General features: G+C 45.3%; 15 protein-coding genes. 13 read left to right on the forward strand and 2 right to left on the reverse strand.

The window, feature by feature from the left end; translation table 11 throughout:
- Positions 1–48: 48 nt before the first annotated feature.
- Together cmoA and R7R78_RS13660 are read right to left on the reverse strand one after the other, a co-directional pair.
- Entirely contained in the window at positions 49–786 is a 738-nt protein-coding gene (gene cmoA, locus R7R78_RS13655; RefSeq protein ID WP_054575109.1) for a carboxy-S-adenosyl-L-methionine synthase CmoA, read from the reverse strand.
- A gap of 93 nt (positions 787–879) precedes the next feature.
- Entirely contained in the window at positions 880–1746 is an 867-nt protein-coding gene (locus R7R78_RS13660; protein WP_167415110.1) for a DUF72 domain-containing protein, read from the reverse strand.
- Positions 1747–2019: 273 nt separating this feature from the next.
- On the opposite strand from R7R78_RS13660, the gene aspS reads away from it, so the two are divergent.
- From aspS to tolA, 13 genes are all read left to right on the forward strand, one after another.
- Complete coding sequence (aspS, locus tag R7R78_RS13665; protein ID WP_005378401.1) at positions 2020–3798, forward strand: aspartate--tRNA ligase; 1779 nt, start codon at positions 2020–2022, stop codon at positions 3796–3798.
- Between the two features lie 142 nt (positions 3799–3940).
- Positions 3941–4687 carry a YebC/PmpR family DNA-binding transcriptional regulator gene (locus tag R7R78_RS13670; protein WP_005390747.1) on the forward strand — a complete coding sequence of 249 codons (747 nt, stop codon included), beginning with the start codon at positions 3941–3943 and terminating at the stop codon, positions 4685–4687.
- Positions 4688–4789: 102 nt separating this feature from the next.
- A complete protein-coding gene (gene ruvC / locus R7R78_RS13675) occupies positions 4790–5311 on the forward strand; it encodes a crossover junction endodeoxyribonuclease RuvC (protein WP_012841980.1) in 522 nt (173 codons plus the stop codon).
- A 67-nt stretch (positions 5312–5378) separates the two neighbouring features.
- Entirely contained in the window at positions 5379–5990 is a 612-nt protein-coding gene (ruvA, locus tag R7R78_RS13680) for a Holliday junction branch migration protein RuvA (protein ID WP_005378313.1), read from the forward strand.
- Positions 5991–6277: 287 nt separating this feature from the next.
- On the forward strand, positions 6278–7282 hold the full coding sequence (ruvB, locus tag R7R78_RS13685) for a Holliday junction branch migration DNA helicase RuvB (RefSeq protein WP_005378312.1): 1005 nt from the start codon (positions 6278–6280) through the stop codon (positions 7280–7282).
- A gap of 461 nt (positions 7283–7743) precedes the next feature.
- The gene (gene cydA, locus R7R78_RS13690; RefSeq protein WP_005378311.1) at positions 7744–9330 is read left to right on the forward strand and encodes a cytochrome ubiquinol oxidase subunit I; all 1587 of its coding nucleotides are present in this window, start codon (positions 7744–7746) and stop codon (positions 9328–9330) included.
- A gap of 17 nt (positions 9331–9347) precedes the next feature.
- The gene (cydB, locus tag R7R78_RS13695; protein ID WP_006742909.1) at positions 9348–10484 is read left to right on the forward strand and encodes a cytochrome d ubiquinol oxidase subunit II; all 1137 of its coding nucleotides are present in this window, start codon (positions 9348–9350) and stop codon (positions 10482–10484) included.
- A gap of 12 nt (positions 10485–10496) precedes the next feature.
- The gene (gene cydX, locus R7R78_RS13700; protein ID WP_000270284.1) at positions 10497–10604 is read left to right on the forward strand and encodes a cytochrome bd-I oxidase subunit CydX; all 108 of its coding nucleotides are present in this window, start codon (positions 10497–10499) and stop codon (positions 10602–10604) included.
- Positions 10597–10899 (forward strand): cyd operon protein YbgE, encoded by a 303-nt coding sequence (gene ybgE / locus R7R78_RS13705; RefSeq protein WP_005378304.1) that lies wholly within the window; start codon positions 10597–10599, stop codon positions 10897–10899. Before cydX ends, ybgE begins: the two co-directional genes overlap by 8 nt.
- A 172-nt stretch (positions 10900–11071) precedes the next feature.
- Positions 11072–11491: a tol-pal system-associated acyl-CoA thioesterase gene (ybgC, locus tag R7R78_RS13710; RefSeq protein ID WP_017820044.1), complete on the forward strand. Its 420-nt coding sequence runs from the start codon at positions 11072–11074 to the stop codon at positions 11489–11491.
- Positions 11481–12179, forward strand: a complete 699-nt coding sequence (tolQ, locus tag R7R78_RS13715; protein ID WP_005378301.1) for a protein TolQ — start codon at positions 11481–11483, stop codon at positions 12177–12179. Before ybgC ends, tolQ begins: the two co-directional genes overlap by 11 nt.
- A gap of 3 nt (positions 12180–12182) precedes the next feature.
- The gene (locus tag R7R78_RS13720; protein WP_005378298.1) at positions 12183–12626 is read left to right on the forward strand and encodes an ExbD/TolR family protein; all 444 of its coding nucleotides are present in this window, start codon (positions 12183–12185) and stop codon (positions 12624–12626) included.
- A gap of 13 nt (positions 12627–12639) precedes the next feature.
- Complete coding sequence (gene tolA, locus R7R78_RS13725; RefSeq protein ID WP_053303231.1) at positions 12640–13704, forward strand: cell envelope integrity protein TolA; 1065 nt, start codon at positions 12640–12642, stop codon at positions 13702–13704.
- The last annotated feature ends 15 nt before the right edge of the window (positions 13705–13719 follow it).

A 13719-nucleotide genomic window follows, 5' to 3' on the forward strand; every position in this document is an offset into this window, starting at 1 on the left:
TATTAACAAAAGCCGAAATCGGTATGGTTCAGGCTTTGTATGCATGGTCTATTTAATCGCGAACATGGAGCCGAAGTTAAAGCATTGGAACCAAACATCGTAGCTAGAAAAGCCAATTTTAGCGAAACGCTCTTTATGTTCTTTCTTTGAATCTGGGCGCATTACGTTTTCTATCGCGCTGCGCTTTTGGCTGATTTCTAGTTCGCTATAACCATTCGCACGTTTAAAGTCGTGGTGAAGGTCAATTAACAGTTCGTTCGACACTTCATCTTCAAACACGAACTTTTCAGACAGAATCAAAATACCGCCCGGACGCAGACCCGCGTAGATTTTCTCTAGTAGAGCATAGCGGTCTTCTGGAGAAAGGAACTGCAGTGTGAAGTTCAATACCACAACGGATGCGTTTTCAATTTCGATATTGCGAATGTCTGCTTCTACTACATCCACAGGAGTGTCACTGCGGTAAGCGTTGACGTGAAGTTTACAACGCTCAACCATCGCTGGAGAGTTGTCCACTGCGATGATTTGGCAACCTTCTTGTTTGATATGGCGACGCATAGACAATGTTGCAGCACCCAAAGAACAGCCAAGGTCATAGATGTTTGAGTGAGGTTTTACAAAACGCTCTGCCAGCATACCGATTGCAGAAATGATATTGCTGTAACCCGGTACCGATCGTTGAATCATGTCAGGAAATACTTCCGCTACGCGTTCATCGAACGTGAAATCCCCAATTTTATCGATTGGAGCCGAAAAAATAGTATCTGGATTGCTCTTAGGGTTCATAACTAAGTCTCTGCATACAAGCCGCCTGAAAATGTCAGGCACCAAAAAAGGCGCGTATTTTATGGGAATTTCGCGCCTCTGTCATGTGTTGCGTTAGAACATCTGTAACTGCGAGTTGCCATCGTCAGCTGGGAAAGGTGATAACTCAGGGAGTGTGATACGCTTTTGTATGTCTTTATATAGGTTTGCGGCCAACTCTGGCGCAATTATATTGTCTGCGGTATGGATCATGACATATGGCTGTTTACCTTCGGCAATCCATTGTGGCAACTTGCTGAGCCATGGTTTAAAAAACTCGTAGTTTTGCTGTTCTTCTGGATGACCAATAAAGCGAATCAAAGGGTGTGAAGCGGTAGCAATGGCGTGAACAGGGACTCGTGGTTTTTTCATTTGTGCATCAATAATCGCCTCATTGTCGGGCTTAGCGGCAAAGACTGGGCGGCTATCCATAATAATACGGTCAATATTATTCTCTACTAACCATTGGTTAAGTGCTCGCTCTTCTTCGCCTTTGGAGAAAAATGCCATATGACGAACCTCAACACCGAGAGGGAAGTTAGGTGGAAAGCTCGCACAGAACTTTTTCAGTCGATCAAGGTGCTCAGGACCAAATGCGGCTGGTAATTGAATTGTCCATTGGCCCACACGGTCATGCAAAGGCTCCATGACCTTCATGAAGTCTCTCAGTTGTTCGCTGCAACCTCTTAGCATTTGCTCATGAGTGATGGCTTTAGGAAGTTTGAAAGTAAAGCGAAAATCATCGTGGGTTGCGGCTCTCCAGTTTTGCACTGTATTGAGCGTCGGTGTGGCATAAAATGTCGTGTTGCCTTCCACGGTATGAAACACTTGCGCATACCTTTCTAAACGTTCAGCGGGCTTTGTCCCGCTGCCGTAAAAACTTTGTTGCCATTGATTGTGCGACCACATCGTCAATCCAAGTCGAAGAGGTAAGTTATCCATTATTCTTTACTGCTTGCTACTCGTGTGAATACTTTACGAGAGTTTTGCTGAAATAGGTAATTTCACGCTATAATCCTCCCCAATTTTTTCGCTTTGGTGCGCTTTTGAACATTTGTTGTACTAAAAAGCACCAGTGAATGATAAAACACACGTAATTGTATGTTGAGTAGTCGATTTTCGTGGACATTCAGCGTATAACTGAATCTTTACTCTGCTTAGCAATGAGGCTGACAGAGCGTAGTTAACAACATTTGAGAGATTGGGAATTTCATTATGCGTACCCATTACTGTGGTCACCTGAACAAGTCCCTTGCAGGACAAACTGTAGAACTTTGCGGCTGGGTTAACCGTCGTCGTGATTTAGGCGGTCTTATTTTTATTGATATGCGAGATCGCGAAGGTATCGTTCAGGTAGTTGTTGATCCAGATATGGCGGATGCGTATGAAGTGGCGAACACACTTCGTAATGAATTCTGTATCAAACTAACGGGTGAAGTGCGCGTTCGCCCAGAGAGCCAAGCAAACAAAGACATGGCAACAGGTGAAGTCGAGATCCTTGCGAAAGGTCTTGAAATCATCAACCGTTCTGATGTTCTGCCTCTAGACTTCAACCAAAAGAACTCTGAAGAGCAGCGCCTGAAGTATCGTTACCTAGATCTACGTCGTCCAGAAATGAGCGACCGCATCAAGCTACGTGCTAAAGCGTCTAGCTTTGTTCGTCGTTTCCTAGATGACAACGGCTTCCTAGACATCGAAACACCAGTACTAACAAAAGCGACACCAGAAGGCGCTCGTGACTACCTAGTACCTAGCCGTGTTCACAAAGGCAGCTTCTACGCGCTTCCTCAGTCTCCACAGCTATTCAAACAGCTTCTAATGATGTCTGGTTTTGACCGTTACTACCAAATCGTTAAGTGTTTCCGTGATGAAGACTTGCGTGCTGACCGTCAACCAGAATTCACTCAGATCGATATCGAAACGTCATTCATGACGGCTGACCAAGTTCGTGCAACGACTGAGAAAATGGTTCGTGAAATGTGGCAAGAGCTACTAAACGTTGACCTAGGTGAATTCCCAGTAATGCCGTTCAGCGAAGCGATTCGTCGTTTCGGTTCGGACAAGCCAGACCTACGTAACCCACTGGAACTAGTAGACGTTGCTGACCTAGTGAAAGATGTTGAGTTCAAAGTATTCTCAGGTCCAGCAAACGACGAAAAAGGCCGTGTTGCCGTTATTCGCGTTCCAGGTGGCGCTTCTCTGACTCGTAAGCAAATTGATGGCTACGGTGAATTCGTTGGCATCTACGGTGCGAAAGGTCTAGCTTGGATGAAGGTTAACGACCGTGCAGCGGGCATGGAAGGTATCCAATCTCCAGTCGCTAAGTTCCTAAATGAAGACGTGATCAACGGCATTCTAGATCGTACTCAAGCGGAATCTGGCGATATCATCCTATTTGGCGCTGATAAAGCGGGCATCGTTGCAGAAGCTATGGGCGCACTGCGTCTGAAGCTAGGTAAAGATCTAGAGCTAACTGACGAATCAGCATGGGCTCCACTATGGGTTGTTGACTTCCCAATGTTCGAAGAAGATGACGAAGGCAACCTACACGCGATGCACCACCCATTCACATCGCCTCTAGGTGTGACTGCGGAAGAGTTAAAAGCGAACCCAGCTGCGGCAAACTCTAACGCTTATGATATGGTTCTAAATGGTTACGAAGTGGGCGGCGGTTCTGTTCGTATCCACAACGCAGATATGCAAGAAGCCGTATTTGATATTCTAGGCATCACACCTGAAGAGCAACAGCTTAAGTTCGGCTTCCTGCTTGATGCGCTGAAATTCGGTACGCCTCCACATGCTGGTCTTGCATTTGGTCTAGACCGTCTAGTAATGCTGCTATGTGGCACAGAGAACATCCGTGATGTTATCGCGTTCCCTAAAACAACAGCAGCGGCGTGTCTACTAACAGACGCACCAAGTATTGCGAACCCAGCAGCGCTAGAAGAGCTAGCAATCGCAGTGACTGCAGCGAAAGAAAAAGACGCAGAATAAGCGCACAACATTTGAAGAAAACTCCCGCAACTGCGGGAGTTTTTGTTTAAATAAACCTAAGAAACTTCCAAAGCAATTTCCCAAGCAACGCTTTTTAGCTCATGTTTGCTATTAAGCGTCAAAATACATTAAAAGGTGAATTATGGCAGGTCATAGTAAATGGGCGAATATTCGTCACCGTAAAGCAGCGCAAGATGCGAAGCGCGGCAAAATCTTTACCAAATTAATCCGTGAAATCGTTGTTGCTGCAAAAGAGGGAGGCGGTGAGCCAGAAAATAACCCACGTTTGCGAGCTGCAATTGATAAAGCGTTGTCTAACAACATGACGCGTGACACTGTCAACCGCGCTGTCAGCCGAGGTGCTGGTGGTGAAGGCGATGACAATATGGAAACCGTAATCTATGAAGGTTATGGTCCGGGTGGCACTGCGGTCATGGTCGAATGTATGACGGATAACCGAAATCGCACAGTATCTGGCGTACGCCATGCGTTCTCGAAGTCAGGAGGCAATCTGGGTACGGATGGTAGTGTAAACTATCTTTTCGACAAGAAAGGCGTGATCTCATACGCCCCAGGTTTAGATGAAGATGCGGTGATGGAAGTGGCGTTAGAAAGTGGCGCTGATGACATCGAAACATCAGAAGATGGCTCGATTGATGTTTACACCGCGCCAAGCGATTTTGGACTCGTAAAAGATGCCCTTGATGCTGCAGGTTTTGAGGCGGAAAACGCCGAAGTGTCGCTTATCCCTTCAACGAAAGCAGAACTGGATGTGGACACTGCGCCAAAACTGCTTCGTTTGATTGACGCTTTAGAAGATCTGGACGATGTTCAGGAGGTTTATCACAACGGTGACATCTCTGACGACGTTGCAGCCTCTCTAGAGTAAACTCAATGTGCGGTGAGCGGTATTCGCTCCGAAGTTAGAAAGTAAGCTAGAAGTAATAATAAGAAATTGAGGCCGTATTCGGCCTCCTTTTTAGGAACATTCATGTCAATTATTTTGGGCATTGACCCAGGTTCACGCATTACCGGTTATGGGGTCATTCGTCAAAATGGACGCCATTTGCAATACCTTGGTAGTGGCTGTATTCGTACTTCAGAAAAAGAACTTCCGGGCCGTCTTAAGCAGATTTACGCTGGCGTCACGGAAATCATTACTCAGTTTCAACCGGACGTATTTGCGATTGAACAAGTGTTTATGGCTAAAAATGCGGATTCAGCATTAAAGCTTGGCCAGGCTCGTGGCAGCGCAATTGTTGCTGCGGTGAATGCAGAGTTGCCGGTATACGAATACGCCGCGCGTCTTATTAAGCAAGCTGTCGTCGGTACTGGTGGTGCGGACAAAGCGCAAGTTCAGCATATGGTTCAGCAGATGCTTAAACTGCCCGCCAAGCCTCAAGCGGATGCAGCCGATGCTTTAGGTGTGGCGATTTGTCATGCCAATACTAACAAGACTCTCGTTGCGTTAGCGGGCAAAGCAACCAGTGCCAGAAAAGGGCGCTATCGATAAAATTAACTGGATGTCTATCCAGTTCTTTATTATCCTGTCGCAAATTCATTTCCCAAGAGTATTTATAGTGATTGGACGTCTTCGTGGCATACTGATTGAAAAACAACCACCTGAAGTATTAATTGAAGTTAATGGCATTGGCTATGAAGTCCAGATGCCAATGAGCTGTTTTTACGAACTGCCAAATGTTGGCGAAGAAGCCATTATTTATACTCACTTTGTTGTCCGTGAAGATGCGCAATTGCTATACGGTTTCAACACGGTAAAAGAACGAGCACTTTTCCGTGAAGTGATCAAAGCCAATGGCGTTGGTCCTAAACTCGGTCTTGGTATTCTCTCTGGTATGACAGCAACGCAATTTGTTACTTGTGTGGAACATGAAGACGTTTCTACGCTGGTTAAGCTTCCAGGCGTTGGCAAGAAAACCGCAGAGCGATTGGTTGTTGAAATGAAAGACCGCTTGAAAGGGTGGGGCGCTGGCGATCTATTTACGCCATTTACGGATGCTGCTCCTGCGGATTCTGGTGCAACATCCAACAACGCAGAAGAAGAGGCAATCAGTGCGCTTCTAGCTCTAGGTTACAAGCCGACTCAAGCGTCGAAAGTGGTATCTCAGATCGCTAAACCGGACATGAGCAGTGAGCAAATGATCCGTGAAGCTCTAAAATCAATGGTGTAACGCTGGTTGCACAGTGAACATTTGTTCAAGATAACTCATTCTCTAAGGTTAATGCCAATCGCTTAACGATGTTTTTTTGTGTCATTCCAGCGAGCCTGGCGAGACTGGGAATCTAATAGCAGCACGCTGAGCGGTTAATGAAACAATTTGACCATAAATCGCTCGGATAGAAGATCCTGTATCACGCTCCTTCGTCGCTGTACAGGATGACGAGATATAGAAATATGCCACTTGCTGTTAAACGAGCGGCATTATTCTCTCAGGTAACCATTTTTCAAGGTAAAAAGATGATTGAAGCCGATCGTTTAATCGCGCCAGAAAACCCTGCCTTTCGTGATGAAGATGTCATTGATCGTGCTATTCGGCCAAAAAAATTAGCGGATTACCAAGGTCAGGACCATGTCCGTGACCAAATGGAGATCTTCATTAAAGCTGCTCAGTTACGTAGCGAAGCACTTGATCACCTTTTGATTTTTGGTCCCCCAGGTTTGGGTAAAACCACACTTGCGAATATCGTTGCCAATGAAATGGAAGTGAACATTCGCACTACTTCAGGCCCTGTACTTGAGAAAGCAGGCGATTTGGCCGCGCTGTTAACCAACCTCGAAGAAAACGATGTGTTGTTCATCGATGAGATCCACCGCTTGAGCCCGATGGTTGAAGAGGTGCTGTATCCGGCGATGGAAGATTATCAACTGGATATTATGATCGGTGAAGGTCCGGCCGCTCGTTCTATTAAGATCGATTTACCACCATTTACGTTAATTGGTGCGACGACCCGAGCGGGCTCTTTAACGTCACCATTGCGCGACCGCTTTGGTATTACTCAGCGCCTTGAGTTTTATAAGATAAAAGACCTCCAAGATATCGTGCAGCGAAGCGCGGATTGTTTAGGTTTATCAATGGAACCTGAAGGTGCATTGGAAGTGGCAAGACGTGCGCGTGGCACACCACGTATTGCTAACCGTTTGCTACGCCGTGTTCGTGATTATGCGGAAGTAAAAGGCAATGGTCACATTTGTGCCGATGTTGCCGATAAGGCGTTGAATATGCTTGATGTGGACGCCGAAGGCTTCGATTACATGGACCGTAAGCTACTACTCGCGATTATGGAAAAATTTGGTGGTGGTCCGGTCGGGCTCGACAACATGGCAGCGGCGATAGGTGAAGAAAAGGACACTATTGAAGACGTTCTTGAACCTTATCTTATTCAGCAAGGTTATTTACAACGCACTCCGCGTGGAAGAATCGCGACAGATCGTGCGTATTTGCATTTCGGAATTGAAAAATAAGATTCCCTCGCTGGGCCTTTGTTGCCCAGCGCTTCATTAAAGTTGACCAAACTCACATTTTTTGAATTTTTTCTCATACTGGTTTAGTAAGTAAAAAGCATTGATTGTTAACTCGATGTTTGCTTGCAACTGGTTAATTTCTCTCCTGATTACTCTCTCTTAACATCCGTATCCAATACTGGTTGATCTAGATCAATGTGATGGATTTTTGTGCAAAATCCGCGCATAAACATTGATGTATATCAAAGCGCGTTACGGCTATAAACCTTTTGAAACAATCTGTTTTTACAAGTAATATTAGCCCCAGCTATATTAGCTGATGCTTAACAATTAACTAACCAATGAAGCACATTTTTGCAACAATGAGTTGTGATAATTCAACATTTTTCAAGTGTAAATAACACCTGAATATGGATTGCAATATGTAGAGAGTGTCATTCAGCCGACACATAGGAGTTACCATGATTGACGTAGTTGATCTATCGCGGTTGCAGTTTGCACTGACAGCGATGTATCACTTCCTATTCGTACCATTGACCCTTGGTATGGCCTTCCTTCTGGCCATTATGGAATCGATGTACGTAATGACGAACAAGCAAATCTATAAGGACATGACCAAGTTCTGGGGTAAGCTATTCGGTATTAACTTTGCACTTGGTGTGGCGACAGGCCTTACCATGGAGTTCCAGTTTGGTACGAACTGGTCTTACTACTCCCACTATGTAGGTGATATCTTCGGTGCACCGCTAGCGATCGAAGCACTTGTCGCATTCTTCCTGGAGTCAACTTTTGTTGGTCTATTCTTCTTCGGGTGGGATCGTCTATCTAAACGCCAACACTTAGCGGTTACCTGGCTTGTGGCACTAGGCTCTAACTTCTCTGCTCTTTGGATTCTTATCGCAAACGGCTGGATGCAAAACCCAGTAGGCGCAGATTTCAACTTCGAAACCATGCGAATGGAAATGGTGAGCTTCTCTGAGGTTGTACTAAACCCAGTTGCTCAGGTTAAGTTCGTGCATACGGTTGCTTCTGGTTACACTTGTGGCGCAATGTTTATTCTAGGCATCAGTTCATACTACCTATTAAAAGGTCGTGACATTGCGTTTGCTCGTCGTTCGTTTGCTATTGCTGCTTCTTTCGGTATTGCAGCTATCTTATCTACCATCGTTCTTGGTGACGAATCTGGCTACGAGCTTGGTGAAGTTCAAAAAGTGAAACTCGCTGCAATTGAAGCAGAGTGGCACACTGAACCTGCACCTGCCGCATTTACGTTATTTGGTGTTCCTAACCAGGAAACGATGCATACCGATTACGCAATTAAGATCCCTTACGTAATGGGTATTATCGCGACACGCTCTTTTGATGAGCAAGTAACAGGTCTTCGTGATTTACGTGATGAACACGTCGATCGTATTCGTGACGGCATGTACGCTTATGAACTTCTAGAGAAGCTTCGTGCGGGCGATAAGTCAGAAGAAAACATGACTGCGTTTGATGAAGTGAAAGGTGACCTAGGTTACGGTCTACTTCTAAAGCGCTACACAGACAATGTTGTTGATGCAACAGAAGAGCAAATCCAAGCTGCTGCGGACGACTCAATCCCAACAGTATGGCCGCTATTCTGGTCATTCCGTATCATGGTTGCTTGTGGCTTCATCATGTTGTTTGTCTTTGGTGCGGCGTTTATCCAAACGTGTCGTCAGAAGATTGAACAGAAACAATGGATTCTAAAAGCTGCACTATTTAGCATTCCACTACCTTGGATTGCAATTGAAGCGGGTTGGTTCGTCGCTGAGTACGGCCGTCAGCCTTGGGCTGTAGGTGAAATTCTACCAGTGCATGTTGCAGCTTCTGCGCTAACTGCAGGTGAAATCTGGACTTCACTCTTCGCAATTCTGGCGCTATACACGGTATTCCTGATTGCAGAAGTTTACCTAATGTTGAAATTCGCTCGTAAAGGCCCAAGTAGCCTGAAAACGGGTCGCTACCACTTCGAGCAAAATGCTGACTCTGTTGAAGACAAAGTTAGTCGCCAAGTAGAAGCGTAAGGTAAGGAGATAACAAGATGTTTGATTACGAAATCTTGCGACTCATCTGGTGGGTACTAATCGGTGTTCTACTAGTTGGTTTTGCAGTAACAGACGGTTTCGATATGGGTGTAGGCGCGCTTGTACCTATCATCGGTAAAAACGACACGCAACGCCGTGTCATGATTAACTCAATTGCTCCTCACTGGGATGGTAACCAAGTTTGGCTTATCACTGCTGGTGGTGCACTGTTCGCAGCTTGGCCTTTGGTTTACGCAACGTCATTTTCAGGCTTCTACTTAGCGATGATTTTGACACTAGCAGCGCTATGGCTTCGTCCTCTGGGCCTAGACTACCGCTCTAAAATCGAAGATCCAAAATGGCGCAATACCTGGGATATCTGTATCTCAATCAGTGGTTTTGTTCCGCCAATCATCTTTGGTGTAGCGTTTGGCAACCTTCTACAAGGTGTACCATTCCAATTGAGTGAGTTCTTGATGCCAACATACCATGGCTCATTCTTTGGTCTACTAAACCCATTTGCACTGTTGTGTGGTCTAGTAAGCTTGTTCATGATTTTGATGCAAGGTTCTACTTGGCTACAAATGAAAACAACAGGCGAAGTGCATGTGCGTGCGCGCAACGTTGCTCAGTTGGCTGGTTTACTGACGGTTGCTGCGTTTGTAGCGGCTGGTTTCTGGATCCAAAATATCGATGGTTACGTCATTGTTGGCGGTATCGACACTAACGCTGCTTCTAACCCTCTAAACAAAGAGGTTATCCGTGAAGCTGGTGCGTGGATGAAGAACTTTGAAAACTACCCACTACTATGGGCTGCTCCTGTATTAGGTGTTGCAATGCCGCTTCTCGCTGTATTGGCATCTCGTCTTGAAAAATGTGCGATTTCGTTCATTACTTCAAGCTTGGGTGTTGCTGGTGTTATCTTTACTGCAGGTTTTGCGATGTTCCCATTCATCATGCCTTCAGACTTAATGCCAAGCCACAGCTTAACAATGTGGGATGCAACGTCATCTGAGCTGACTCTGAACCTAATGACAGGCGTTGCGTTTGTTATGGTGCCAATCATCCTTGGCTACACATCTTGGACTTACTACAAGATGTTTGGTCGCCTTGATGACCAGTACATTGAAGACAACAAAAACTCACTTTACTAAGGAGCATTTACTATGTGGTATTTCGCATGGATTCTAGGTGTACTACTTGCTTGTGCATTCGGTATCATCAACGCTCTTTGGCTAGAGCACTCAGAAATGATGGATAAAGACAGTGAGTAACCTCGCTGATAAGGTAGCGAAACTTCACGCACCAATGGATAAGACTCTGCTACGAGTCTTATCTCTCATCCTTGGCTTTATGCACGTAGGATTGGTGATGTGGGACCCTGAAGCTTACCATCAAGCAATTGGTGGTTTTAACTCAATCATCGCACCAGCACTGATTTGGTCTGTATGTTCAAGCATGGTGTATGGGGTGGGCTTCAAGCCAAGAAACTGGTACTGGCAAGTTTTGTTTAGTCCTTATTTCTCGTTAGCTATCTTAATTTATCTAACGGCACTTTATTTCATTTAGGCTGAAATATGCTGTAATAAAGTCGGTTACTAAATCATCGAATAAAAGCTAGGTATCTCGCCTAGCTTTTATTTTTTCTACAAATTTCAAAAATATTTCCTTAGCTCGGTACCAATTGCTGTCGCTTCAGTTATAGTAATTACTTTAAAGAATTGAATATATTGGTACTCCCTTGCAAGGCACATCAAATCTCTTTCACTGGCCGATCACCGTGTACTATGAAGACACTGATGCGGGCGGTGTTGTATATCATTCTAATTATCTAAAATTCTTTGAGCGCGCACGGACAGAGATGTTACGTGCTAAAGGCATTTCTCAACATGTGTTACTGGAACAAAATATCGGCTTTGTTGTCCGACACATGGATATCGATTTCAACCAAGGGGCTAGGCTGGACGAGCATCTGACAGTCGTAACCCGAGTGTCAGAAATAAAACGTGCTTCTCTGCAATTCTGTCAAGAGTTGGTCAATGATCAAGGCAAGATATTGTGCAAGGCCTCGGTTAAGGTAGCATGTATCGATAATAAGAAAATGAAACCAATAGCTATTCCAACCTTTATAAATTCGGAGCTAACAAATAGTGACTGCTGATATTTCCATTTTAGATCTCTTTCTTCAGGCCAGTCTGTTGGTAAAGCTTGTGATGCTGACGTTGCTTGGCATGTCAATTGTGTCATGGGCAATGATCATCAAGCGCAGCAAAGTGCTTTCTCAAGCATCAAAAAATGCAGAGCAGTTTGAAGACAAATTTTGGTCGGGTACTGATCTTTCTCAGCTTTACCAAAAAGTAAAAGCGCGTAAAGACGAAATTGAAGGCACAGAAGAAATCTTCTACGCAGGTTTTACAGAGTTTGCTCGCCTACGTAAGAGCAACGCAAATTCACCAGCTTACATCATGGAAGGCACTGGCCGCGCAATGCGCGTTGCTGTTTCTCGTGAAGTAGATGAGCTAGAAACAAGCTTACCGTTTTTGGCAACAGTCGGTTCTATAAGCCCTTATATCGGCCTATTTGGTACCGTTTGGGGCATCATGCACGCCTTTATTGCGCTGGGTGAAGTAAAGCAAGCTACGTTGTCTATGGTTGCACCGGGTATCGCCGAGGCACTTATCGCGACAGCGATGGGGCTATTTGCGGCTATTCCGGCAGTAATGGCGTACAACCGCCTAAGCAATAAAGTGAGTAAACTAGAGCACACTTACGCAACATTTTCTGAAGAATTCCACAGCATCCTTCATCGTCAAGCGATGGCTGGCCGAGACAGCGCGGATAAGGAATAAAGCATGGCGGGTTATCAACCTAAAAAGCGAAAAATGACAGCGGAGATCAACGTTGTTCCGTATATCGACGTAATGCTCGTACTGTTGATCATTTTTATGGCGACCGCTCCATTTGTGACTCAAGGCGTCGACGTTGATCTTCCGAAAACATCGACCGCAGAATCTATGCAAGACCTTGCTGGCGAGACTGACAGTAGCTTTATTATCATCGAAATTGATAGCGAGGGTAATTTAGGCCTAAGCGTAAATGATGAAGAAGTTCAGCGAGGTTTGTCGTTGCAAGATGTTATTGTGCGAGTGAAAGCGGAGCGAGAGGTTAAGCCGGATTCACCAGTTGCGGTAGGTGGCGACGCGGCAACACCATATGCCGATGTTGTTCTATTGCTAGATGAACTAAGTCGAGCTGGTATCCCTAAGGTAGGTCTAATGACCGATATCAGGGAATAGACATCAATTATCTATGAAAGATCACAAGAAGAAACCCAACCAATACGCCAAACCGATAGCAATATCGGTTGGTTTGCATGCAATTCTAGTTGCAGCCCTGCTTTGGGGGACGGACTTCAACATGTCTAAACCAGAGCCTACAGGGCAAATGGTTCAAGCTGTTGTCATCGATCCAAAACTTGTGCAGCAACAAGCGAAAGAAATTCGCCAGCAACGCGAAAAGGCAGCGAAAAAAGAACAAGAGCGTCTTGATAAACTGAGACGCGAAGCAGAGCAGCTAGAAAAAAACCGCAAAGCTGAAGAAGAGCAAATTCGCAAGTTGAAAGAGCAGCAAGCGAAAGATGCTCAAGCGGCACGAGAAGCAGAAGCTGCACGTAAGAAAAAAGAGCAAGAGCGCAAGCAGGAAGAAGAACGTGTTCGCAAAGAAAAAGAGCGAGCTGCTAAGCTAGAAAAAGAGCGCAAGGCAAAAGAAGAAGCCGTGCGTAAAGCTGAGCAGGAGCGTTTAGCAAAAGAAGCGGCTATAGCAAAAGCTGAGCAAGAACGTTTAGCTCGTGAAAAAGCAGCAAAAGAAGCGGAAGAAAAAGCACGTCGTGAGCGTGAAGCTGCTGAAAAAGCTGAACAAGAGCGCATTGCAAAAGAGAAAGCGGCAAAAGAGGCAGCGGAGCGAGAGCGTAAAGCGAGAGAAGCAGCTGAGCGTGCCGAGCGTGAGCGTAAAGCTCAAGAAGCCGCGTTAGATGATATTTTTGCGGGTCTCGAGAGTGAGTCAGAACAGAATCAGCAAGCGAAAAATCAACATGTGCAATCTGAAGTTGACCGCTATGGTGCAATTTACAAACAATTGATAGAGAGTCGTATCATTAAGGACGATTATCTTGTGGGAAAGTCGTGTAGGCTTAATGTGAAGCTAGTTCCAACTGGGACTGATGGTATTGTGAGTAATGTTACTGTGTTAAACGGTGACTCTCGTCTTTGTAGTGCAGCCAAAAGTGCAGTAGCCCAAGTTGGCAACTTTCCGATGCCTAAAGATAGAGATGTTATTGATAAAGTTAGAGATATCAACTTAACCGTTGAATACTAGAATAAGGAATAAGAC

The organism is Vibrio sp. 2134-1, from assembly GCF_033339495.1.

What these genes read in the sequence shown, in the direction of transcription:
- cydA (WP_005378311.1), top strand. Translation starts at nt 7,744, where the DNA reads ATGATTGACGTAGTTGATCTATCGCGGTTGCAGTTTGCACTGACAGCG.
- tolA (WP_053303231.1), top strand. Translation starts at nt 12,640, where the DNA reads ATGAAAGATCACAAGAAGAAACCCAACCAATACGCCAAACCGATAGCA.
- cmoA (WP_054575109.1), bottom strand. Translation starts at nt 786, where the DNA reads ATGAACCCTAAGAGCAATCCAGATACTATTTTTTCGGCTCCAATCGAT.
- cydB (WP_006742909.1), top strand. Translation starts at nt 9,348, where the DNA reads ATGTTTGATTACGAAATCTTGCGACTCATCTGGTGGGTACTAATCGGT.
- aspS (WP_005378401.1), top strand. Translation starts at nt 2,020, where the DNA reads ATGCGTACCCATTACTGTGGTCACCTGAACAAGTCCCTTGCAGGACAA.
- R7R78_RS13660 (WP_167415110.1), bottom strand. Translation starts at nt 1,746, where the DNA reads ATGGATAACTTACCTCTTCGACTTGGATTGACGATGTGGTCGCACAAT.
- R7R78_RS13670 (WP_005390747.1), top strand. Translation starts at nt 3,941, where the DNA reads ATGGCAGGTCATAGTAAATGGGCGAATATTCGTCACCGTAAAGCAGCG.
- cydX (WP_000270284.1), top strand. Translation starts at nt 10,497, where the DNA reads ATGTGGTATTTCGCATGGATTCTAGGTGTACTACTTGCTTGTGCATTC.
- R7R78_RS13720 (WP_005378298.1), top strand. Translation starts at nt 12,183, where the DNA reads ATGGCGGGTTATCAACCTAAAAAGCGAAAAATGACAGCGGAGATCAAC.
- ruvC (WP_012841980.1), top strand. Translation starts at nt 4,790, where the DNA reads ATGTCAATTATTTTGGGCATTGACCCAGGTTCACGCATTACCGGTTAT.
- ruvB (WP_005378312.1), top strand. Translation starts at nt 6,278, where the DNA reads ATGATTGAAGCCGATCGTTTAATCGCGCCAGAAAACCCTGCCTTTCGT.